Source organism: Reichenbachiella sp. (genome assembly GCF_965223055.1).
GTDB lineage: Bacteria > Bacteroidota > Bacteroidia > Cytophagales > Cyclobacteriaceae > Reichenbachiella.
Window position 1 is genome coordinate 48,456 of sequence record NZ_CBDCVM010000012.1, and the last position, 23,897, is coordinate 72,352.

19 protein-coding genes and 1 tRNA gene are annotated in these 23,897 nt (G+C 38.3%); 12 read left to right on the forward strand and 8 right to left on the reverse strand.

Annotation, left to right across the window (positions count from 1 at the left end):
- Positions 1 to 77: 77 nt before the first annotated feature.
- Entirely contained in the window at positions 78 to 2,684 is a 2,607-nt protein-coding gene (mutS, locus tag ACOQO5_RS15435; protein ID WP_420582594.1) for a DNA mismatch repair protein MutS, read from the forward strand.
- A 2-nt stretch (positions 2,685 to 2,686) separates the two neighbouring features.
- On the opposite strand, the gene ACOQO5_RS15440 is transcribed toward mutS, so the two are convergent.
- The 4 genes from ACOQO5_RS15440 to ACOQO5_RS15455 form a co-directional block, all read right to left on the reverse strand.
- Positions 2,687 to 3,073 (reverse strand): energy transducer TonB, encoded by a 387-nt coding sequence (locus ACOQO5_RS15440; RefSeq protein ID WP_420582595.1) that lies wholly within the window; start codon positions 3,071 to 3,073, stop codon positions 2,687 to 2,689.
- 74 nt (positions 3,074 to 3,147) lie between these two features.
- Entirely contained in the window at positions 3,148 to 3,927 is a 780-nt protein-coding gene (locus ACOQO5_RS15445; protein WP_420582596.1) for a LytR/AlgR family response regulator transcription factor, read from the reverse strand.
- Positions 3,908 to 5,008, reverse strand: a complete 1,101-nt coding sequence (locus ACOQO5_RS15450; RefSeq protein ID WP_420582597.1) for a sensor histidine kinase — start codon at positions 5,006 to 5,008, stop codon at positions 3,908 to 3,910. Before ACOQO5_RS15450 ends, ACOQO5_RS15445 begins: the two co-directional genes overlap by 20 nt.
- A 126-nt stretch (positions 5,009 to 5,134) precedes the next feature.
- Complete coding sequence (locus tag ACOQO5_RS15455) at positions 5,135 to 5,473, reverse strand: T9SS type A sorting domain-containing protein (RefSeq protein ID WP_420582598.1); 339 nt, start codon at positions 5,471 to 5,473, stop codon at positions 5,135 to 5,137.
- Positions 5,474 to 5,907: 434 nt separating this feature from the next.
- On the opposite strand from ACOQO5_RS15455, the gene ACOQO5_RS15460 reads away from it, so the two are divergent.
- From ACOQO5_RS15460 to ACOQO5_RS15470, 3 genes are all read left to right on the forward strand, one after another.
- On the forward strand, positions 5,908 to 7,908 hold the full coding sequence (locus ACOQO5_RS15460; RefSeq protein WP_420582599.1) for an OmpA family protein: 2,001 nt from the start codon (positions 5,908 to 5,910) through the stop codon (positions 7,906 to 7,908).
- A gap of 195 nt (positions 7,909 to 8,103) precedes the next feature.
- A complete protein-coding gene (locus tag ACOQO5_RS15465; RefSeq protein ID WP_420582600.1) occupies positions 8,104 to 9,147 on the forward strand; it encodes a sensor histidine kinase in 1,044 nt (347 codons plus the stop codon).
- Between the two features lies 1 nt (position 9,148).
- Positions 9,149 to 9,910: a LytR/AlgR family response regulator transcription factor gene (locus tag ACOQO5_RS15470; RefSeq protein ID WP_420582601.1), complete on the forward strand. Its 762-nt coding sequence runs from the start codon at positions 9,149 to 9,151 to the stop codon at positions 9,908 to 9,910.
- 243 nt (positions 9,911 to 10,153) lie between these two features.
- Here the strand turns inward: ACOQO5_RS15470 and ACOQO5_RS15475 are convergent, their stop codons facing one another.
- The 3 genes from ACOQO5_RS15475 to sucC form a co-directional block, all read right to left on the reverse strand.
- Positions 10,154 to 11,986, reverse strand: a complete 1,833-nt coding sequence (locus tag ACOQO5_RS15475) for a tetratricopeptide repeat protein (RefSeq protein WP_420582602.1) — start codon at positions 11,984 to 11,986, stop codon at positions 10,154 to 10,156.
- A 462-nt stretch (positions 11,987 to 12,448) separates the two neighbouring features.
- Positions 12,449 to 12,525, reverse strand: a tRNA-Arg gene (locus tag ACOQO5_RS15480).
- 75 nt (positions 12,526 to 12,600) lie between these two features.
- Positions 12,601 to 13,809 carry an ADP-forming succinate--CoA ligase subunit beta gene (gene sucC, locus ACOQO5_RS15485; RefSeq protein ID WP_420582603.1) on the reverse strand — a complete coding sequence of 403 codons (1,209 nt, stop codon included), beginning with the start codon at positions 13,807 to 13,809 and terminating at the stop codon, positions 12,601 to 12,603.
- A 128-nt stretch (positions 13,810 to 13,937) separates the two neighbouring features.
- Between sucC and ACOQO5_RS15490 the strand changes: the two genes are divergently transcribed.
- The 8 genes from ACOQO5_RS15490 to ACOQO5_RS15525 all read left to right on the forward strand — a co-directional run bounded on the left by ACOQO5_RS15490 (position 13,938) and on the right by ACOQO5_RS15525 (position 22,282).
- Positions 13,938 to 16,094 (forward strand): ATP-binding protein, encoded by a 2,157-nt coding sequence (locus ACOQO5_RS15490; RefSeq protein WP_420582604.1) that lies wholly within the window; start codon positions 13,938 to 13,940, stop codon positions 16,092 to 16,094.
- Between the two features lie 64 nt (positions 16,095 to 16,158).
- Complete coding sequence (locus ACOQO5_RS15495) at positions 16,159 to 16,605, forward strand: response regulator (protein ID WP_420582605.1); 447 nt, start codon at positions 16,159 to 16,161, stop codon at positions 16,603 to 16,605.
- Positions 16,572 to 18,380, forward strand: a complete 1,809-nt coding sequence (locus ACOQO5_RS15500) for a PAS domain-containing protein (RefSeq protein ID WP_420582606.1) — start codon at positions 16,572 to 16,574, stop codon at positions 18,378 to 18,380. The genes ACOQO5_RS15495 and ACOQO5_RS15500 overlap by 34 nt, the downstream gene beginning before the upstream one ends.
- Positions 18,381 to 18,386: 6 nt before the next feature.
- Positions 18,387 to 19,043, forward strand: coding sequence for a response regulator (locus ACOQO5_RS15505; protein WP_420582607.1), 657 nt, complete (start codon positions 18,387 to 18,389; stop codon positions 19,041 to 19,043).
- 326 nt (positions 19,044 to 19,369) lie between these two features.
- Positions 19,370 to 19,783 carry a DUF1987 domain-containing protein gene (locus ACOQO5_RS15510; RefSeq protein WP_420582608.1) on the forward strand — a complete coding sequence of 138 codons (414 nt, stop codon included), beginning with the start codon at positions 19,370 to 19,372 and terminating at the stop codon, positions 19,781 to 19,783.
- 180 nt (positions 19,784 to 19,963) lie between these two features.
- Positions 19,964 to 20,617, forward strand: a complete 654-nt coding sequence (locus ACOQO5_RS15515; RefSeq protein ID WP_420582609.1) for an ABC transporter ATP-binding protein — start codon at positions 19,964 to 19,966, stop codon at positions 20,615 to 20,617.
- 12 nt (positions 20,618 to 20,629) lie between these two features.
- Positions 20,630 to 21,466, forward strand: coding sequence for a DMT family transporter (locus tag ACOQO5_RS15520; RefSeq protein WP_420582610.1), 837 nt, complete (start codon positions 20,630 to 20,632; stop codon positions 21,464 to 21,466).
- A 66-nt stretch (positions 21,467 to 21,532) separates the two neighbouring features.
- On the forward strand, positions 21,533 to 22,282 hold the full coding sequence (locus ACOQO5_RS15525; protein WP_420582611.1) for a YebC/PmpR family DNA-binding transcriptional regulator: 750 nt from the start codon (positions 21,533 to 21,535) through the stop codon (positions 22,280 to 22,282).
- 545 nt (positions 22,283 to 22,827) lie between these two features.
- On the opposite strand, the gene gap is transcribed toward ACOQO5_RS15525, so the two are convergent.
- Positions 22,828 to 23,814 carry a type I glyceraldehyde-3-phosphate dehydrogenase gene (gene gap / locus ACOQO5_RS15530; RefSeq protein ID WP_420582612.1) on the reverse strand — a complete coding sequence of 329 codons (987 nt, stop codon included), beginning with the start codon at positions 23,812 to 23,814 and terminating at the stop codon, positions 22,828 to 22,830.
- Between the last annotated feature and the right edge of the window lie 83 nt (positions 23,815 to 23,897).

A 23,897-nucleotide genomic window follows, 5' to 3' on the forward strand; every position in this document is an offset into this window, starting at 1 on the left:
ATTCGGAGAATTTCTGCTTAGTGTAGTGTCAATACTTTCCTCGACTTATTAAATTCGTGGTTTGATCTAAAAGTGAAATGGCGACCGCAAAGAAAGAAACTCCCTTAATGAGACAGTATAATGCCATCAAGGCCAAACACCCTGATGCGTTGTTGTTATTTAGAGTGGGAGATTTTTACGAGACCTTTGGAGAGGATGCGGTAAAAGCTAGCAGGATACTAGATATTGTGCTCACTAAGCGTGCCAATGGATCAGCTTCTCACATTGAATTGGCAGGATTCCCTCACCATTCCTTAGATACTTATTTGCCCAAACTGGTAAGAGCAGGTAATCGTGTAGCTATATGTGACCAACTTGAAGACCCGAAGTCAGTAAAAGGTATTGTAAAGAGGGGAGTGACAGAACTGGTGACTCCTGGGCTAACTCTCAACGATAATGTTCTAGATCAAAAGAAAAATAACTATCTCGCTTCCATTGCCTTTGGTAAGAATGTGCACGGTATTGCTTTCTTGGATTTAAGCACAGGTGAGTTTATGGTGTCTGCTGGAGACTTATCTTATATAGATAAGGTGATTCAAGGCTTTAACCCTTCGGAAGTCATCTATTGCAAAAAGGACAAAGAGCAGTTTGCATCTCAGTTTGGAGAAGATTTTAATACCTTTTGTCTGGAGGAGTGGATCTATGGATTTGACTTTGGGTATGAAAAATTGAATGCTCATTTCAATACTAAAAACTTAAAAGGTTTCGGAATCGAAGATTCAAAAGAAGGTATTTGTGCGGCAGGGGCGATTCTTTTTTATTTGGAAGAAACTGAACATAAAGAAATCAGTCATATTTCTTCGGTCTCTAGAATTGATACAGATAAATATGTGTGGCTGGACAAGTTTACCATTCGGAATCTAGAATTGGTGTATGCTCAGCAGGCAGATGGCGTGCCACTTTTACATGTGCTGGATCATACTTGTACACCCATGGGCGCTCGGCTGCTTAAAAAATGGATGGTACTCCCTTTAAAAGAGAAGGCTGAAATCGAATCTAGATTGAATGTAGTCGAGGCACTAATAAATGATTCAGAAACTACTGATCAAGTGCTTTCTCATCTACAGCAAATTGGCGATGTAGAACGTTTGGTTTCAAAAGTAGCTGCACTTCGCATAAATCCTCGAGAGCTGCTACACCTAAAAAAGGCACTTAAAAACATTGCCCCAATCAAGCAAATCCTGGAGGGCACTTCTGATGAGCACCTAAAAAAATTTGGAGACAAGTTGAATCCTTGTACTCAATTGATTGAGAAAATTGATCTCAATTTGAAGGAGGAATTGCCGTTGAATGCAACTCAGGGCAATATCATTCAAGATGGAATAGATGATGAGTTGGACGAGTTGAGAAAAATTGCTTTTTCAGGTAAAGATTTCTTATTGCAAATCCAAGAGCGAGAAAAGGAGCGCACGGGTATCTCATCTCTAAAAATAGCCTATAATAAGGTGTTTGGTTACTACTTGGAGGTATCCAATGCACATAAAGACAAAGTGCCAGAAGAGTGGATTCGGAAGCAGACGTTGGTCAATGCTGAACGATATATCACAGAAGAACTAAAAACCTACGAAGAAAAAATCCTCAACGCGGAAGAAAAGCTAAGTAGTATTGAGCTGCGATTATTTAATGAACTGGTGGCCTTCACTTCTGACTATGTCTTAGAAATTCAGAATAACGCTCGAAATATTGCACAGATAGATTGTTTGGTGTCATTCGCTAAAGTTGCAGTCAAAAATAATTACTGCCGCCCTTCTGTCAATAACGAAAAAGCTATTGACATCAAAGAAGGCCGTCACCCAGTAATAGAAACACAATTGCCGGCTAGCGAAGAGTATATTTCCAATTCGGTATTTCTTGATGACTTGTCTCAGCAAATCATGATCATTACAGGACCAAATATGGCGGGTAAGTCAGCCTTACTTCGTCAGACTGCTTTGATTGTATTGATGGCTCAAATGGGTTCCTATGTGCCTGCAACCTATGCTAAAATTGGCATAATAGATAAAGTATTCACACGCGTCGGTGCTTCAGACAACCTCTCAAAAGGTGAATCGACCTTTATGGTAGAAATGACTGAAACTGCTAGTATATTGAATAATTTGAGTGAAAACAGTTTGGTGCTGATGGATGAAATCGGGCGAGGTACAAGTACATATGATGGGGTATCTATTGCTTGGTCGATTGTTGAGCATTTGCACAATCATGCAAAGTGTCATGCCAAGACTATGTTTGCGACACACTATCATGAATTGAATCAGATTGCTGAAGATTTTCCGAGAGTGAAAAATTTTAATGTTTCCGTGAAGGAGTTAGATAACCGAGTCATTTTTATGCGGAAGCTAAAAGAAGGTGGCAGTCAACATAGCTTTGGTATTCATGTAGCGCAAATGGCCGGTATGCCAAATGAGGTTGTTATTCGTTCCAATGAAATTCTACAACACCTTGAAAAAGATAAGATCAGGGAGGAACATGACGAAAAAATTGAGTCTTTGCCCAAGAATAATTTTCAGTTGAGCATGTTCGAAAGCGACCCTCATTTTGAAGAAGTATTGGGGCTGTTGAATAAATTAGATGTCAATACCATCTCACCAGTTGAAGCGTTGCTAAAGCTGAATGAGATTAAGACTATATTGAAAGGAAAAGGTTAAACTTATCGTGGAAGTTTGAAATTCAAGGGCAGTGCCATTTTTACTCTGACTGCCTTGCCATCTATTTTTCCTGGTGACCATTTTACAGAGTTTGAAATCAATCGGAGAGCTTCTTTGTCACAATCTTCATTTAAACTTTTAAGGATCTTTGCGCTAGAGACACTGCCGTCTTTTTCGATTACATATTCTACAAATACACGACCTTCCACATTGGCAGCTTTTGCCGTATCAGGATATTGCATATCAGTTTGAATGTATTTGAAAAAAGCGGACATGCCACCCGGGTAAGCCGGTTGCTCATCGGCAAGAGAGTATATTTTGTCTCCATCTTGAGCTTGTGATAGAGTAAAGGAGAAACTTAAAAGGAAGGCAACTAATGCTAGTTTCATGTCAATTGAAATTATTCGTGTGGCAATATTAATACGAAACGATCACTTTACATTCTATGCTGATTAATTGAATGTTATCTTTCCAGCCAATTCAAGAATTCAGGAACTCTAACTCTACTTATCAATATTTGGTCTTTAGGTTCAGGATCAAGGATTACTTCAAGTCTGCTATTAAAGTATTTGTTGACCATTTTTATCGAATGAATATTGGTTATAAACTTTCTGGAAAGCCTGAAAAACTCATTTGGATCTAGCAATTCAACTAATTCATCCAGTTTGTAATCTATAATGAACTTTGCGTTTTCTTTTGCCACCAGGTAGGTGTAGTCATTTTCAGAATAGAAATAGGCAATATCGTCTACCGATACATGCCTCAGTCGATCCCCGGTTTTTATGATAAAACGTTTCTTATACTCTACGGCTTCCATACTCATATTAAGGAGTTTTTCCACTTGAATGGAATTGAGTGAAGGTGTTTTTTGAGGGGAAAACTGGTTTTTAATTGCGCTATATTTATCCATAGCCACTTTAAGCTCTTTTTCTTCAATAGGTTTGAGCAAATAATCTACACTATTAACCTTGAAAGCCTGGATGGCATAGTTTTCAAAAGCAGTGGTAAAAATGACAGGGCAAGTAATTTGTTTTTGATTGAAAATCTCAAAACTCAAACCATCCGAAAGTTGGATATCCATGAATGCTAAATCAGGTTCATCGTTTGTGTCGAACCATTCCACGGCGTCTTCCACCGACTCCAGACAATCCAAAACTTCTATTTTGTAGTCGTCTATTCGCTCTAAAAACCTTTTTAGTTCTTCTTGCGCGAATTTCTCATCTTCAATAATTAACACCTTCATAATCAGGATCCAGTAATGGAATTTTGACCGTAAAAAATTCTTCTGTTTGTTCAATGACCACCTTCTTGTCGGTCACGATATCATAATGGCTGCAAATATTATCCAATCCAATTTTAGATGAATAGCCTTTCGAAGATTTTAGCCGTAATGAGTTTTTAATAACTATTTGGTCTTCTTCCAATGTGATCCAAAGTGAAAGTGGGTATTTTTCAGAAACTACATTGTGCTTGATGGCATTTTCTATAAGGAGTTGCAGCATCAAGGGAGGTAGTTGATGTAGGTTTTTGTCTTCAGATATAGCAAATTGGAGATTGAGTTTATCACCAAAACGCAAGCGCATGAGATCAATGTAGGAGGAAGTGGCTTTGAGTTCTTCTTCTAATGTGACTAGACCCTTGTTTCTATGTTCAAGTACATTTCTATAAACACTAGCCAATTGTCTGATAAAATGATAGGCGGTTTCCTGATCTGAATAGACCAGTGAAGACAGTGTGTTGAGGCTATTAAACAAGAAATGCGGATTTACCTGAGTTTTGAGCATTTCATGGCGAAACTCCAAACTTGATTTTTTAAACCTTTCTAGCTCAACCATTGATCTTCTCCAACGATTCAAGAAATAGATGCCCATTTCGATTGCTACTACTATAACAGTAATTGAAAAAGTGGTGGTGATGACTACTACATCATCAAACATAGGCCGAACGACTGGTTTACCAAGGAGATGATTAAATATGAACTTAAGACCAGTTACGGCAAAAACCACAAACAGACTATTAGTTGCTAATTGTATGAAAAACCTCTTTGAAATGTTTTCCACCCATGGCATATTTTTCTCTAGACGGCGGTTTATCCAACGGACACCTTCGAGGATAATAAATGCAATGACAATAGCAATGAGGTATTCTTGCCATTGGCTACTCAGACCATATTCTTCATAAAACAGACTGTAGATAAAGTCTACAAAAAATTGGGTGCCTATACCCATGATGAGAATGCTAAGCCAGCGCCACCAGTTTAAATTATTGTTTGAATATGTGCCTGGAATTTTCAATTCTTTATTTGTGAATAAACGTTGACTCATGAAAGGTAAATAAAAAAAGGATCCTGGTGGCCAGACCAGGATCCTCAGCATGATACAAAAACAAAACTACTTAACGATTATTTTTTAGCTGGCCATGCTGATGCTCCAGCAGATAATGATGAAGATTTATTTCTTCTCTATTTTTTTGATCACGGTGTAATATTTGTTAGACACTTTGTAAGAATACAATCCGGATGGAAGTGCCGATACATCAAATCTTTTCAAAATGGCCAGATCTTTTTTTACCGTTTCGCTATGAAGCGTTTTCCCTTTTTGATCGATGATTGCAATTTGTATTTTGCTGTCAGCAGGATTTACCAGTTGTAAGTAAACCATATCGTTGGAGTGTGAAAAGATGTTGGCTTTTACTTCTGTTCTTTCTTCTTTTCCTGCTTTGTCCACGTGAGCCAAAGCTGATGTCGTAAGAGCGAAGAATGCGACTACTGTTAATTTTAAAGCTTTCATAATAAATTTTATTTCGTTGTGAACAATTAATTACAAGGCAAGGATAGCCCTGAACAGAAGATCTTAGAAGTGAAAATCGGTGACCTTCATTTTTTTGAAGGTGAAATTCAAAATCTATTAGTTGAGTTATTTTGGCTAATTATATCGTGTTTTCGAGGACTGCATCCCCCGTTATGTAAAGCTGTCAAATGGCAGAAAATGCACTGATAATCATTCCGTTCTGAGTTTAATATCAGTTCAGGATAGTATGATTCATTTTTATTAAAAAAATACAAGTTTTAAAATAGCCGAAGCATGTCAGACAAATCCTTTTGATGCAATTAATTCTTTAAATAGAACAATTTTTGAGTGGATTTAATGCTTAAGAGTTTTAGGATTCGTTGAATGAAGTTAAATTAGCGGATTAATCTATACATCTATTCCTCATTACAGCAATGAAACAGCGCGCTCAGCTTATTCTCCTCCTTTTATTTATTACTCCTATTTTTATTTGTAGTGCCCAAAAGGCAGAAGATCCAGCATCAGACCACAAGGCATATAAAAAGGGAGCAAGACTATTCAAAAATGGAAATTATGTAAAAGCCGAGGAGCAATTTCAGATTTTGTTGGACTCTGGTTATCGTGATCATGACCTGATTGCATATCAAGCGCAGGTTCATTTGGAACTGCACGAACCTCATGCTGCTAAAGATGTTCTATTATTGTCGAAGGATCGAAATCAGGATTTAGATTATTTATTAGCGATTTCACATTATTATCTGGAAGAATTCGAAGAGGCTTTTGTTGAGCTCTCGTTTGTAACTGACACAGCTACCTATCATGTGAAAGAAATGCACGATAGAATAGAAGATGTGATGCATCACTATCGAGATGCTCAAGGATATGTAGTTCAGAATTTTGGTCCAGAGGTCAATACAAAGTTTAGAGAATATGCTCCCGTGATGTACGATGGGTTTAGTGAACTACTTTTTACTAGTAGAAATGACTCAAGTGAATATACGGCGCATGATGGCCTCGCTTTTGAAGCTATTCATGATACACGAATAGATAGTTTGAATAAGTGGCATGTAGCTGATCCTTTTGAGTTTCATACTAATCATGAGCAAAGACATGACGCCACTGTTCAGGTTTACCAAAACCACAATAAACTAATTACCTTCCATGATGGTCAACTTTTCAAATCTCATAGAATTGATAACGTATGGGAAGAGGATGGGCCATTAGAATTGCATGCGGATGAAGTGGCTACAGATACACACTGCCACATTGCCGATGATGAAAGTAGTATCATTTTCGCTTCAGATTTTCATACCTATGGTCACAATCTAGATCTTTTCACGGCCTACAAATTAGAAGATGGTACTTGGAGTGAGCCAGAGCCAATAGCTGAATTGAATACTGACTTTGATGAAGATGCTCCCTTTCTGGCAGATGATAGTACATTATACTTCAGCTCAAGAGGACATGGTTCTTTGGGTGGATATGATGTATTTAAAACCACCTATGACAAGAAGACAAAAAAATGGGCGAAGCCAATCAACTTGGATTACCCCATAAACACAGTAGCTGAGGATATTTATTTTTCTACTTATGGCAAAGTGGGCTTCATTAGCTCAACCAGAAATGGAGGCTATGGATCTTTAGATCTGTACAGAATATTGTTGTTTAACGAAATCTTAATTGGTGGAACGATTACAGATGAAAAAACGAAAGAACCCGTGCCGAACGCTGCCGTAGAGATTGCTTATGACTCATTGTACTTTAGAACGTACACAGATAAAAATGGTAAGTATGAAATTTATGCACCAGTAAATAAGAATATGAAGATCACTGTTGTTGACGGTGACAGACTATTGTCTCAAGGGGAGTACTTTTTAGATGTATTTTTTAGAGAGGAAGATAATTTAGGCTTTGATCTTGAGATTCCAAGTGAAGGAGCTGTAGCTTCAGCTGCTGCTGGTCCACAGCTCATTCATGTAGAAATGAAAAATGATTTTGAGGAAAAGCCTTATATAAAATCTGTAGCAAAAGACGAAATTTCTAGCTGGTCAGATAGTCTCAAAAACCACTACGAAAAGGTTAGAATTGCTCATGCTCCTCCAGGACCGGGTACTGTTACGGTGTATCTGGAATTTAATAGTACAGAATTGAGCTCATCAGTCAGAGAAGTACTGGATGAGTTGTATAAGGATCTGTTGAAGACCGGCAGGTATAAAATTGAAATTAGCGGGCATACGGATCCAAAAGGGCCAATGGCATACAATCAGAAATTATCAGAACGCAGAGCGAAAGTAGTAGCCGATTATATGTTCGATCATGGGTATGATGCCAAACGAGCGAAAGTAGTAGGCTATGGAGAAACCAAGCTTATAGACAAAACCAAATCTGCTGAAGCAGATGCGAAGAACAGGCGCGTAGAAATCAGGTACTACTGATCAAAAAGGTCTGTTTATTGGACAGATCATTTGGTAACTAGCTCGCCGCAAAGGTCTGTTTTTATCAATTGAGGTTAATGCCACTACAGTCAATAGTTTTATACTAGCCGTCAAATTTCAGGCTCATACCTAATCTTTTCAGGTTCATTCTCTTTTATGACTGATATATTCTAAAATCAAACATCTTTACGGTTGATGAAATTCAATTTTAGAATCATACTTTACTTTGGGTTTGCGGGTGTGTTATCTTCTGCATTTATGTCTGTGCTGAGATTTGTGCAGAATAATTTTGAGGGAGATATTATAAACGTCTGCGGAAATTTCTTTCTTAATGCAATTCAAGGCTACCTCTTAGTAGTTATCGTAGCTAGCGTGGTGTTATTGGTTTTGTCATGGATCAATAAAGTATTTCCCTGGAACAAAAATGCTTATCTGCGATTTGCAGCCGACCTGTTAATTACTCCTCTGGTGGCTGTCGTGGTTATGGTACCGCTTTCGATTACTACGTTTTACGTAGGCATGGATTATGATCATCCTACATTGAGAGATCACATGATTACTAATTTGGTGATGGCTATAGTGATGGACATGATCATGGTGGGAATTTATGAAGGGTATTATTTTTTTAATTTGTGGAAAACTTCATTGGTCAGAAATGAACAATTGAAAAAAGAAAATATGACCGCCCGATATGAGGCACTTAAGAACCAGATCAACCCTCATTTCCTTTTCAATAGCTTGAATACGGCTTCTGCCTTAATTCATGAAGACCCTAATAGAGCCGAAGAGTTTATCGATGAGTTTTCAAAAATTTATCGATTTTTGCTGGAGCACCAAGATAAAAACCTTCACTTGTTAGAAGATGAATTGACTTTTGTTCGTTCTTTTTTGTCGTTACAGGAGATAAGGTTTGGTGAAAGCTTGCAGTCGACAATAGCGGTTGAGGAACACAAGCTGAAATATTTGATACCTACTCTTTCGCTACAGCTGTTGGTTGAAAATGCTATTAAACATAATCAAGTCACTGCTGAACAGCCGTTGAATATATCTATCAAGGACGAAGAGGACATGATTGTTGTGAAGAACTCTTTGCAGCTTAGGTCTGAAAGTCTCAAGTCTACAGGGATTGGGTTGAATAACCTAAACGCCAGGTATGAGATGCTGGCCAGTCTGAAGCCTGTTTTTCTAAAAACTGAAAAAGAGTATGTTGCAAAGCTCCCATTGATCAAAGAGGAATAAAATGACCCGAGTTATCATTGTAGAAGACGAACCACTGGCTGCCCAAAAGCTAAGTCGGCAGCTCAAAAATGTTGATCCAGATATTGAAATACTAGCCACGCTGGGTTCAGTATCGGCAACAGTTGACTTCTTGTCATCGGACTCAGTGGACCTTGTTTTTTTGGACATTCACCTCGGGGATGATTTGAGCTTTAGTATTTTTGAAAAGGTGCAAGTTTCGGCTCCTGTCATATTTACTACTGCCTATGATGAGTATGCAATCAAAGCATTCAAGGTAAACAGTATTGATTATTTGCTGAAACCTGTAAATAAGACAGACCTAAAACAGGCCCTGACGAAGTATTACGAACAAAGACAAAGCCTGCAAACGCCTGTTGATTATCAATTACTGATCCAAACACTTCAATCAGGAACATCGGAATCTTATCAAAGCCGGTTTTTAGTATACAAAGGGGACAAGGTGAAAAGTGTTGAGGTGGAGGCTATTGCTTATTTTTTTGCGGAAGGGAAATACGTATATCTAGTGGATAAGGGTGGGCAAGAATTCCTCATTGATTACACGCTTGATAAGTTGAAAGAGTGTTTGAACCCTCAACACTTTTTCAGGATCAATCGCCAGTTTGTTATTCATATTCAATCCATTCAAGAAATGACAACCTATACCAAAGGGAGACTTAAGATTGACTTGAACCCACCAGCCAAGAAGGATGCAATCGTCAGTATTGAGCGAGCGTCTACTTTCAAAAATTGGCTAAACAAATAAAATTCATCGCGTCATGACCGGTTTCACTCCACGAATTTCCGGGTTCGTCTGTTACCAGTTTGTAGCTAGGTGAGAATTGATTCTTTTAGTGTTGTAAAAACAAGTAAAATGGATCAAAAACAAAAACTCAATTCGGAACAAAAACCTAAGAAAGGAAACTCATCTCATGCAAAAAAAGAGAGCCCGCCGTCAGAAATTGATATCAAAAAATTGGCCATGGTTATGAACTTGGTCTGCTGGTGACTATATCCCCTCTTCTTCCAAAATCTTGTTCACCTTTGTGATTACACTATCAAGGTCTAGTGCGGAAATGTAGATTTTTTCTATAATCTCCTCTTGCTCTTCTGGAGTCATTCCCTGGATTTTAGAAACATTGATTAGACCCAATAGATTAGACAGTGGAGCGCGTACTTCATGAGAATTGGAGAAGGCATAGTCACGGAGTTTTTTGTTTTGTGATTCTATTTTTTTCGTACGCTCCTTGACTAGCACTTCAAGGGATTCGTTCATATTTTTCATTTCTCCATTTACTTGAGCGAGTTCTTTAGCCTGACGGGCAATTTGTTCTTTTTGACTGGTGATTTCGTCGTTGAGCTTTCTGAGCAACTTAATTGTTTTTTGCTTCTTAATATTAAACCGGTACCAGAAAAAGGCAGTCAATAGAGCAAAGACTAAGCAAATAACCAGAGCAAATTGAATAGCATTTTGTCTAGCAATCTTGAGGTTTGATGCCTGAAGTTCATTGGCTTTTAGTTGATTTTCTTTGAGTAGAAGCTGGTTTTCTTGTTCAATTTGTGAAAGTCGGTGCTTGGCTTCTAATTGAGTTACATATTCAAGTTTCTGACGATTATACAAACTGTCTTTATAAGCCATATAGGTAACTGCTTGTTCATAGGCTTTTTTATTGTCTCCTCGATTGGCATAGATTTTATGAAGTGTTTCGGCGGTTTGAACTGCTTCTGGGATTTGGCCTATCTCTGTGGCAATTTTTAAGGATTTATTGGCTAATTCTATGGCAGTATCTGAATACCCCATCAGGATGTTACAATTGGCCATATCTCGAAGTACTTTGGCCATCCCTCGTTGATAATCAATTTCCATATAAAGATTATAGGCATTATCGAGCTTGTCTAAGGCCGGTTTGAATTGCTCTTTTTTGTAAAGGATGACCCCAAGAAAGTTATCATTAACGGCTACACCTTTGATATCCTTAAGTTTTACGAACTGATCTCTAGCCTTTTGAAAGTGCTCTTGAGCCTCATCCATCTGGCCTAAAGTCAATTTTAGTTCTCCAATATTTTCAAAAGCATTAGCCACTCCCCATTCTTGTTCATTTAGTAGATCTAGTTCCAGTCCTTTTAAGAAATACGACTCAGCAGATTCGTAATCTTTCAAACTTGATTTTACCAGACCAATATTGGTATGAGTAAGCCCGATAAGCGGATCGCCATTTTGTTTAGTAATCTCTACTGATTTCAAGAGGTGAACCATGGCGCTGTCATATTCTCCAATCAAAGCCATAAAAACGCCTAGATTATTTAGTACTTGCCCTTTAAGAAGCAAATCGTTCTGATCGTCAGCAATACCATTAGCTTTAGCGAAGTAATTAAGGGCTTCAGGGAAATCTCCTAACTCAAGATATACCCATCCAATATTTTTGTATACCATGCCCACCTTGCTAGAGTCTGACAATGCCAGAAACATTTCTAATGAGGTTTCAAACTGTCTTAGAGATTCCGTATAAAGACCTTTATTATGTTTGATCAGCCCGTCGATCCGAAAGTATTCCGCTTGACCTGGAACATGTTTAATGTCTTGACTAATAATAAGGGCTTGTTCTGTGAAATAGGTAGCGCTATCGGGATCAGATCGATAATACCTAAGGCCGAGAAGGTTGTACGCGTCAGCTTTATTTTTTAAAGAGCTGGTGGTTTGTATTGTTTTCTTAAGACCATCAATATGAATCTGCTGTGAGTAACACAGGTCTAACCACCCAATTTGGATAAGAAACAATAAGCCAACCTTAAGAATTTTACCCATATTGAAAACCACTATTTCCAGATGCGCTGTGATCAACGACGTGAAATCAGAAATTTCTAGCTAATTGAGTGTATCAAGGGTAGGCTGGTTATGGAAGATAAAAAATAATTATCAAAAAAGGAATTGGCGGATTAGCTCTTTAAAAATAAAGCCATGGTTATGCGGTGAATCATTTATTAGGAACCTAATGGGACTTGATTCAAATTATCTGTATCGTGAAGTATCTTCAAGGTCTCTTTGAGAACCGTGCTCAAATTGATATTTCATCACACCTAGATAAAGGCTCATAAGAAACGAGAGAATAAGAATAGAAATTACCATAGCTATTAAATAATTTATATAACAAGGTTAGCAAAGGTTGCATTCTGAATCTTGTCAAGTTTATTTAATATCCTGCCAACAACTTGTCATCGTTGGCTTTTTGATTCAAGCAAAACAAAGTCCGGGGGAACAAAAAAAAAGACTGCCTCCCGATAACTATCGAGAGTAGCAGTCTATTGGTGCACACGGAAGGATTCGAACCCTCAACCCTCGGAGCCGAAATCCGATATTCTATCCAGTTGAACTACGTGTGCATTTTTAGATTCAAGACCTAGAGAACCAAGATACAAGAACATGTCTTGACTCTTGGTTCTTATCTCTTGAATCCCTTAAATCAATTCTTTCACCTTAGCAGCCGCATCTTTCAATACGATTGCTGAGTAAACTTTCAAGCCTGATTCTTCGATGATCTTGGCGCCTTCTTCTGCGTTAGTACCCTGAAGCCTTACAATGATTGGAATATTTATCTCTCCAATGTTCTTGTATGCTTCAACCACACCACTTGCTACTCTGTCACATCTTACAATACCTCCGAAAATGTTAATCAAGATAGCTTTCACGTTAGGGTCTTGCATAATGATTCTGAACCCCGCTTCAACCGTTTGTGCATTGGCAGACCCTCCAACATCGAGGAAATTAGCAGGCTCACCGCCAGACAATTTGATAATGTCCATGGTCGCCATTGCCAATCCAGCACCATTTACCATACAGCCAACGTTACCTTCTAGTTTCACATAGTTAAGGCCAGATTTAGCAGCTTCTACTTCTGCTGGATCTTCTTCGGTGTAATCTCTAAGCTCTGCAATGTCCTTGTGTCTGTATAATGCATTGTCATCGATGTCAACTTTAGCATCTACAGCCAATATTTTGTTGTCTGACGTTTTCAACACAGGGTTGATTTCAAACATCGACGAATCAGTAGCTTCGTAAGCTTTGTATAGTGAGAAGATAAATTTCACCATGCCTTTAAAAGCATCACCTTCAAGCCCAAGAGCGAAAGCTACTTTTCTTGCTTGGAATGCCTGAAGCCCTACGGTTGGGTCGATCCATTCTTTTATAATTTTTTCTGGAGTTTCTTCAGCTACAGTTTCAATATCCATACCACCTTCAGTAGAGGCCATGATGACATTACACCCTTTTGCTCTATCTAGCAAGATTCCTAAATAGAATTCACTTGGCTCAGATTCTCCCGGATAGTAAACATCCTGCGCAATCAAAACTTTGTTCACTATTTTACCTTCTGGTCCAGTTTGGTGTGTCACCAATGTACCTTTTAAAATATCTCCAGCTTTTTGTGGAACTTCATCTAGGCTTTTAGCCAATACTACACCATTAGATCCGGTTTCATTGACTTTTCCTTTTCCTCTTCCTCCAGCATGGATTTGTGCTTTAACCACATACCATTCTGTGCCAGTATCGGCATTCAATTTCTTAGCAGCAGCTTGTGCTTCTTCAGGAGTTTCAGCTACAATACCTTCTTGTATTGTTACTCCGTATCCTTTGAGTATTTCCTTCGCTTGATATTCGTGAATGTTCATATCCTAAATGTTTTTGTGTCCCGTCGGGATGCCTTTGGCGCGAAGCTACAGCAATACCGTGGTATTTTCAAGTGTAATTTGTTGTCTGGCGCTTTAACCTATGAGATTTCTTGAATAAAATCTTTAATTTGGACAAAAGCACATTTCAATCATTTAATCTCTTGAACCCAGATTCACTTTCATATCGGATTTTTAATGCGTCTCTTTTATACTTCATAGGTACACTTGTGATTTTTTCTATTTATCGTTTTTTTCAACAAGAATATCTTATTGTAGGTTTTTATGCCTTGGGAATAGCTCTGGGTGTTTGGGTGTATCGCTTGAGTAAAAGAGGTAAGTACCTCAATAGAATAGTGATTCCTTCAGTTTTGTGCAGTGTTTTATTTGGTGTGTTTTTTTGGTTTAAAATTGGAGGTGTGCAAGGTGGGGGCCTGGTATTTTTCACTTTCATCTTGATCTCTATAATTGTAACACCAAGGAAGTATAGCAAATGGATGGTTGCCACATTGGCCATTCTACAATCTGCACTAGTTTGGGCCGATGTATATCTTAAGGACTGGCCCATTTGGGGAGACAATCCCAATGCTACTTGGGTTTACCTCATAGCCATATTTGTGAATATGTCAGTAGTGTGGATGCTGAAGTATAATTACGATTTGAAAGAAGAAAAAATCACTGAATTCAGCCATGGATTGAGAGAACTTCATCGATTAAATCTGAGGTACGATTCCAGTTTGGATGAAGTTCTATCAGATTATCTCAATTCAGGAGCTGAGTTGTTTGGAATAGAAAAAGGATTCATTGTAGAAATCCAAAATGGGGAGCCAGTCATTAGAAATGTAAATGATACGGATGCTTCAGGTGATTATACACAAGAATTGATTTCGCTCAATAAAAGTGTAATCATGGAAACAGATTTGGAACAACGAACCTTGTACAGAGCGGGTAATGTGACGAATCTCAACCGAAAAGACTTAAACGGAATCGTACCAAAATATTTTATTGCATCACCTATCATGGTCAATAATGCCATGTACGGTGTGCTATTATTTTCCTCCAACGAATCTCGCCGAAATGGATTCGAGGAATATGATATAGAGATTATGGAATTGATGGCTATGAATATTAGCCACCTTTTAGGCATGAAACTCTGGAGTGAGCATCAAAGAAAAACCGATTTAGAGCTTCACCTTAGTGAAAAGAGATTTAAAACCATATATGATTATGCTAGTGTAGGAATTTGTGTGTGTGATAAAAAAGGTATGGTGCTTATGGCAAATAGAGCACTTCAGGAATTGCTTGAGTATTCTGAAGCTGAGTTGCTAGGAGAGACTTTTTATTCTATTTCAGGAACGGAAGACTTGGATGAAATGGATATGGACATCAAGCAATATGAGCAGATTATTCTGGGTGAAATAGATCACTATACCATTGAAAAAAAGAATGCGACAAAAAACGGGAGAGAAATATTCATTCACAAGACCGTTTCCACTGTTCGGGATGAAGAAGACAAAGTCAGGTTTACTGTGATGATTGTAGACGATGTCACCAATAGAAAATTGAATGAAAACAAAATTCAAAATCTTAATCAGCAACTAGAAGAACAGGTGGATAAAATGGAAGTAGCAAATAAGGAATTGGAAGCCTTCAGCTACTCTGTTTCTCACGATTTGCGAGCGCCATTGCGGGCCATAGATGGTTTTTCAAAAATTATCCTGGAAGATCATGAAGATGAATTTAGTGACGAGAGTAAAAGACTTCTAAATGTAATTATCAAAAATAGTGGTAAGATGGCCATGCTTATCGATGACCTCCTCACTTTTTCTAGGATTTCGAGAAAAGTGACTGACTTTAGACCAATCAATTTTGACGATCTCGTAAACGGAATCATAGAAGAGCAAGCTTTAGAAAAATCAATTTTCGAAATAAGATCATTGCCTCAAGTAAATGGAGAGCCTACTTTGATGAAACAGGTGTTTTCTAATTTGATTGGAAATGCAGTGAAATTTAGTAGTAAAGAGCCTCAACCGAAAATTGAGATAGGTGTAGAAGAGCGAGATGGATTTTTTGAATTCTATATCAAAGACAATGGTGTGGGATTCAATATGGCTTATTATAATAAAGTGTTCGGCGTATTTCAACGTCTACACACTGACGCTGAGTTTGCTGGTACTGGTGTGGGATTAGCCATTGTTCAAAAAGTGATGATAAAGCATAATGGAAAAGTGTGGGCAGAGAGTGAAGAAGGAAAAGGAACTACATTTTATTTCAGCTTGCCTAAATAAAATTCAAAAATTGTAGATTAAAAATGGGTTGATTATATTCATGATCTTTTCAAAAATAAATTAAATGCCTGATCAAATTGAAGCGGAAATTGTTTTAGTGGAAGACAATCCAAACGATGCGGAAATCACTATACGTTCATTAAAAAAGCATCATTTAGCCAACAAATTGGTTTGGTTAAAAGATGGTGTAGAAGCACTGGATTTTTTATTCGCAAGAAATGAATACAAGAATAGGGATGTTAAAAACTTGCCACGTGTCATTTTTTTAGATTTGAAGCTGCCAAAAATAGATGGCATTGAAGTGTTGGAAGAGATCAGAAAGAATGAAATAACTAAGAAAATTCCAGTTGTAGTACTGACCTCATCTAAAGAAGAGCAAGATGTAATGAAAACGTATGACCTGGGGGTCAACAGCTATATAGTCAAACCTGTTGAATTTGAAAACTTTGCTAAGGCCATTGCTGAAGTTGGTTTTTATTGGCTCATTACAAATACTACACCTACGACTTAACTATCCAATTGAAAGACAATAAGCTAAATATACTAATCCTCGAGGATGTAGCCGAAGATGCCGAATTAGCGCTCTATGAACTCAAACGTGCTGGTTTTCAATTTGAATATCATCGAGTGGATAACCTGAAAGATTTCAAATTCAAACTATTTGATTTTTTGCCCCATGTCGTTCTTTCGGATTATAATCTGCCTTCTTGTAGTGCTATCGATGCCTTTGATCTTGTTAAAGAGATCAATTTGCCTTTCATCATTGTCTCGGGAATAATTGGGGAGGAAAATGCGGTAGAAGCCCTTAAACTCGGCGTTACTGATTTAGTCTCAAAAGATAGTTTATCTCGATTGCCTATCGTGGTGGAACGAGCGCTCAACGAACAGAAAGTAACTCGTGAGAAAAAATCTGCCGAACATGAGTTGATATTGAATAAAGAACGGTTGGAGTTGGCGCTCGAGGGTACAGACCTCGGGATTTGGGACCTGGATTTTATGTCCAATGCTATTGTCTATAATAATAAGAGTCTTGAGATTTTAGGATTCGATGCGGAGGATGCCATTCAGGATTTCAAATATTTTCAAAAATATGATACCGACGAGCAGCAATATGTTGTTGATGCCATGAATGAGCATATAGCAGGGGAAGCACCATTTTTCGATCAAGAATTCTATGTGAGAAATAAAACCGGAGCAGTAAAATGGGTATTGGCTAGAGGTAAAATTATTCGACGATCACTAAAAGGTGAGCCGTTACGTGCGTCTGGTACTTTATTCGATATTACTGAGAAAAAAGTATACGAAGAACAACTTCGAAAAAATCAGTCCATTCTTGAGAATGCAGAGTCAGTGGCTCATGTAGGCAGTTATGAATGGAATGCCAAGGGAAATTCTTTTGTCGTATCTGCAGAGTTTCGTCGCATATTCGAGCTTACGGATGAAGAAGAACTTTCGGTATTTAAATTGATTCGGCAAACGATGCATGAACAGGACAAGCCATACTTTAAAGAAATGCTGGCTAGTGGAAAAAATTTCTTTGACATCGAACATCGGATTGTGCTTGGTGAAGATTTGACCAAAATTGTGAGAAATACAGGAAATATATCCACAGGAAATGATGGCAAAATCCTCTCAGTATTAGGTGTAGTTCAGGATATCACAGAGCAACGCGAGATTAGTAAATCCATATTCAATGCACAGCAGTTTGAACGAAGTCGGATGGCTCGTGATATTCACGATGGCATAGGCCAGATGCTCGTAGCTGCTAAATTTAAGTTATCTTCACTTGAAGCTAATTCGGAAGAGGAGCTTACTCGAAAAAAAGATGATGTGGAGGATTTGCTTGCAACTACCATTGAGGAAGTTCGCCGGGTATCAAGAAATTTATCGAACCGTCACCTGGAGGAATTCGGATTGAGCAAGACCATGCACTATCTGATGGAGGAGATTGAAAATATGGGTGAGTTTGAAGTTGATTATGTAATTGACATTCCAGATGATTATGATATGGAATTATCCAACACCATTTATAGAATAGCTCAAGAAGCCATAAACAATATTGTAAAATATGCTAAAGCTGAACATGTTTCTGTTCGGATCGAAGCGGTCGATAAAAACATTGTACTAGAAATAAAAGACGATGGAATAGGCTTTGATACAGAAATTAAATGGAATGGTATAAAAAATATGAAAGAAAGAACATCTTTGCAAAACGGACATTTTGAGATAACTTCTGTTCCGAAAAAGGGTACATTAGTAAAATCTTGGTTCCCAATAAATAATTAAACCGCCATGTCAAAAATATCAATACTCGTAGTCGATGATCATTCCTTAGTAAGAGAAGGCGTTATAACTATGCTTTCTATCTACGATGATTTTACTATCATCGGAGAAGCAGAAAGCGGAGAAGAAGCCCTTCAAAAAATAACTGAGCAGGCACCAAATGTTGTATTGCTGGATATTAATATGCCAGGAATGAATGGAATTGAAACAGCCAAAAGAATAGGAGCAGAGCACGAAGGAGTGAAAATCATTATCCTATCAATGGAAGTGACCCAGGATCACATCTCAGAAGCGATTAAAGCTGGAGTGGCTGGCTATTTAGCTAAGGACACTAAAAAGGACATTTTAGCAGAAGCCATACGTAAGGTGATGCAAGGAGAACAATATTTCGGGCAAAAAATCTCCCAAGTCATATTCAAAGGATTTTACAACCAGAGTAAAGGAGAACGTGTAGCTAATGAAAACAAAGACCTAAGTAAACGCGAGGTAGAAGTGTTAAGGCAAATTGCTTCGGGCTTGTCCAATCGTGAAATTGCAGATAAGCTGTTCATTAGTATTCGAACTGTAGACGCTCACCGAAACCACATTATGCAGAAGCTTGGATTGAAGAGTACGGCACAATTAGTGAAGTATGCCATCCGTGAAAAAATCATAGAACTGGACTAATTCTTTGTATTTTTCTCAAAGTCGTAGGTAATATTCCTAGTAATGCAAAAAACACTTAAATCCCCACTAGGGGATTTTTACTTTGTAGCTATTCAGGCATAAAATATTCGGTGGGCTATTTTTCAACCGAATCTTATAATAGTACAATTTTGAAATTCAAAACATGGCTCTAGCGCGTTTTTGAATGTTTAATACTCCTAAAAATCTAATTAAGAAAAACCTCTATTTTTTCTGACTCATATCCCATCTACTTTTGAATTGTAGTTAATCGTTAAGGCTTTTAGCTACCGTTTATTTGACCAGTTTTCAATCTAAACGATAGAGCTATGAAAGGATATTTTATAAGATCGTCACGTGTGACACCCTCTATATACTTCAACCCATCTAAAGGGATTTTTGATATGAGAGGGAAGTCAAGTCCAGAAAACCCACTGGCATTTTATAATTATGTACTTGAAAGTTTAGAAAGCTATGCCGAAAGTGGCACAGCTTCAATGACAGCTAACTTGGCATTTGAATATTTCAATACAAGTTCTTCTAAATGTCTATACATATTCATGAAGAAACTGTCCAAGATTGATGAAATGGGGAAAAAAGTAAAAATCAATTGGTACTTCGAAGACGGAGACGAAGATATGAAAGAGGCAGGCGAAGATTTGTGCAGTTTCTTCGACATGGAGTTCAACTTCATGGAAATACCAGAGATCAAAGTACTTGGAGAAGAAAAACAGCCAGCATAATGGCTTAAAGATAATGGGATAATACAGGTGGATTAAAAGGGTTGCTCTAGTGGCAGCCTTTTTTTATGCCCTTTTTTGAATACTCTATCCATTTCTTGCGAACATCAATTCCAAATTCTAATCTCTAATGCCTTGACTCTAATGTCTGGATTCATATATTTGCTGCACAACGAATGACTCATGCTGCAGGCAACAAACATTGTTAAATCTTACGGAGAATTGCAAGTGCTCAAAGGCATTGACTTTAGAGTAGAGACAGGTGAAGTCGTTTCTGTCGTAGGAGCTTCTGGAGCCGGTAAGAGTACTTTATTGCAAATCTTAGGAACATTAGATCAACCCGACGGAGGGTCAGTAGAAATCAATGGTCAAAATGTCTTCAAACTGAATTCTAAGTCTTTGGCATCTTTTCGAAATCAAGAAATAGGTTTTGTTTTTCAATTTCATAATCTGCTTCCTGAGTTTACTCTTTTCGAAAACATTTGCATCCCAGCCTATATAAATGGTAAGAATGGCAAAGGTTTAGCTGATTATGCCAGTCAATTAATGGAATTATTGCACATTGAGCACCGTAGAGACCATAAGCCATCAGAATTATCTGGAGGAGAATTACAAAGAGGTGCCGTAGCACGTGCCCTTATAAATAAACCCTCCCTAATTTTTGCAGATGAACCTAGTGGGAATCTAGACTCTGTAAATGCAGAAGAGTTACATCACTTGTTTTTTCAGTTGCAGAAAGAACTAAATCAAACTTTCATCATCGTCACACACAACCAGGACTTAGCCGAGATGACAGATCGAAAAATTGTCATCCAAGACGGGCGTATTTTAAGTTAAAATTTTACAATTATGAATTTATCGAAGGGGGTGCAGTTTATGATCATCTCTACCTTCACCTTTGCCTTGATGAAAGTGTGTGTGAAAATGATTTCGCACATTCCGGCTATTGAGATTATTTTCTTTCGATCTATTATCTCTATTTTACTTTGTGCCTTCTTCTTTTTGAAAGACAAAATCAATCCATGGGGTTCTAATAAAAAAATCTTGATTTTGAGAGGAGTAGTTGGTTCCATCGCTCTGGCCTCCTATTTCTATATACTTCAACAGATACCTTTGGCCGCTGCCGCCAGTATGCAATATATGGCACCGATATTCACTGCTATTCTGGGTGTTTTTATCGTCAAGGAAAAAGTGAATCCAAAACAGTACTTGTTCTTCTTTCTTTCCTTTTTAGGAATTTTGGTCATTCAGGGCTTTGATGCAAGAATATCTCTAATTCATTTGGTGATAGGCATCGGTGGTGCGGTATTTACGGGCTTGGCCTACAATTGTATTCGAATTCTCAAAACTTCCGAACATCCACTAGTCATCATTTTTTACTTTCCTATGGTATCACTCCCTTTAGCAGGAATCATATCCTTGTTCAACTGGGTTACCCCTAATGGGTGGGACTGGATGTATTTGCTTTTGGTCGGAGTATTTACTCAAATTGCACAATATTTTATGACTAGATCATATCAGGCAGAGGAACTCTCAAAGGTCTCTATCATAAACTATATGGGTATCATTTATTCTTTGGCTTTTGGGTTCATCATTTTTGGTGAGACCTACGAATGGTTGAGCTATGTTGGAATGGCGCTGGTAATAGTCGGAATTATTCTCAATCTCAAATACAAGAATGCTTGATCCTTTTCAGCTAATTCTTAATTTTGAAAATGAAACAGTCTTGAATCTCAAATTTTGAATTAACCTATGTCCGGACATAGTAAGTGGTCAACCATTAAGCGAAAGAAAGGGGCAGCAGATGCCAAGCGTGGGAAAATTTTCTCTCGGTTGAGCAAAGAAATTTCTGTGGCAGTGAAAGAAGGTGGAGGTGGTGACCCAGAGGGTAATCCACGGTTGCGTATGGCCATCCAAAATGCCAAAGGCGCGAATATGCCTAAGGATAATATTGAACGCGCGATCAAGAAAGGATTGGGTGGCGATGCCAATTCTTATATGGAGTTGACATTTGAAGGTTATGCACCGTTTGGTGTGGCGGTTTTTGTGGAGTGCTTGACCGACAATCAAAATAGAACGGTTCAAGAAGTTAGGGCCGCCTATAGCAAGAACGACGGCAACATGGGCACCAATGGTTCTTTGGAGTTTATCTTCGATAGGAAAGGGGTATTCACTTTGCCTATCACCAAGGAAATGGACATTGAATCCCTAGAATTGGAATTGATAGATGGCGGGGCGGATGATTTCACTGTAGAAGATGATTATCTGACTGTGAAGTGCCTCATGGAAGACTTCGGTAACCTCAACAAGAAATTTGAGGAACTGAATCTGGAACCCGAAAATGCCGAACTACAGCGCATTCCAAACAATACTAAGGCCGTTGGTGATGAAGACTTTAGGAAGATCATGAAGCTCATCGATGCCCTTGAAGACAACGACGACGTGCAGCAAGTGTGGCATAATTTGGAGGTGGGTGAAGGTCAGGAAGCGCTGTTGAACTAATTCAGGTAGCTTAGTGTCTCTTTTTTAATTTCTCTATATCTATCTTCAAAATTGGCTTTTTCAGATTTAACCAATCCAATGTAATTGTCTGAACAACGCACTTTACTTCAAAGTATATGGTTTTTGCGGACTCTTAAACCGCTATATAGACATTGCAGGATTAGTATTATGAGAAGGACTTTCTTCTCCCAAGGTTTAAGATTGGCATGGTGATGATCCATCCATTTAAAAAGTGTCAACAAGATCCTTTAGGGGCACAAATGACGGTGCCATCCTGCAACTCACATTCTCCCATACCATCAGGACAGTCTCTGCCGGTATCACAAGAAGAAAAGAACAAAATGAAACACAGTGAATAGAGTAGAAAAAGTGGCTTTTTTATCATGGTAACTTGATCATAAGTAATATTGTAAAGTAATAAAAAAACCTCGATCCCGAATACTGTCGGAACCGAGGTTTCAATTTCATTGCAGTGATTCGTGTCCTCACGAATCAATTGCTGTAGCCTGAACGCTCAGGTTCGTGTCTCCACGGACCAAGTCCAATTACCCAATCTTAGCAATCAAGTCAGCGGCTCTGTTAGAGTATCCAGCTTCGTTGTCGTACCAAGAAGCAACTTTTACCATCTTACCGTTGGTAGAAGTGATACCAGCATCGAAGATAGAAGAGTGAGGATCACCTACGATATCAGAAGAAACGATTGGATCTTCAGTGTACTTCAAGATTCCTTTCATTGGTCCTTCAGCAGCAGCTTTCATCGCAGCATTTACTTCTTCTACAGTTACTTCTTTAGACAAAGTAGCTACCAAGTCAGTGATAGAACCAGTTGGCGTAGGTACTCTCATTGAGTTACCATCCAATTTACCGTTCAATGCTGGCAATACCAATCCTACAGCTTTAGCAGCTCCAGTAGAAGTAGGTACCATATTGATAGCAGCAGCTCTAGATCTTCTCAAGTCACCATGAGGTCCATCTTGCAAGTTCTGATCAGCTGTGTAAGCGTGAATCGTAGTGATATATCCTTGCTCTAGGCCGAAGTTGTCGTGCAATACTTTAGCGATAGGTGCTAGACAGTTAGTCGTACAAGAAGCGTTCGACATGATTTTTTCTTCACCAGTCAAAATTTCTTCGTTTACACCCAATACTACAGTTGGGATATTTCCTTTGGCAGGAGCAGAAATCACAACTTTCTTCGCTCCGGCAGTCAAGTGTTGGCTAGCGCCTTCTTCGTTTACGAATCTACCTGTAGATTCCAAAACTACATCTACACCCAATTTGCCCCATGGCAAGTCAGAAGGAACTCTCTCAGCAGTGATACCGATTTTTGTTCCGTTTACAATGATTCCATCTTCAGCAGCCTCAACAGTTCCGTCGAATTTACCTTGAGTAGAATCATACTTTAATAAGTGTGCTAACGTCTTAGTATCAGTCAGGTCGTTGATCGCAACGACTTCCACATTTTCCTTTTTCAATAATGCTCTGAACGCAAGTCTTCCGATTCGTCCAAATCCGTTGATAGCAACTTTAATCATTGATTAATAATTTAGTGTGTGTTAAAAATTTTGGCAAAACTAATAGGTTGAACGACTAATTCAAATATTTGGTTCGTAAAGAA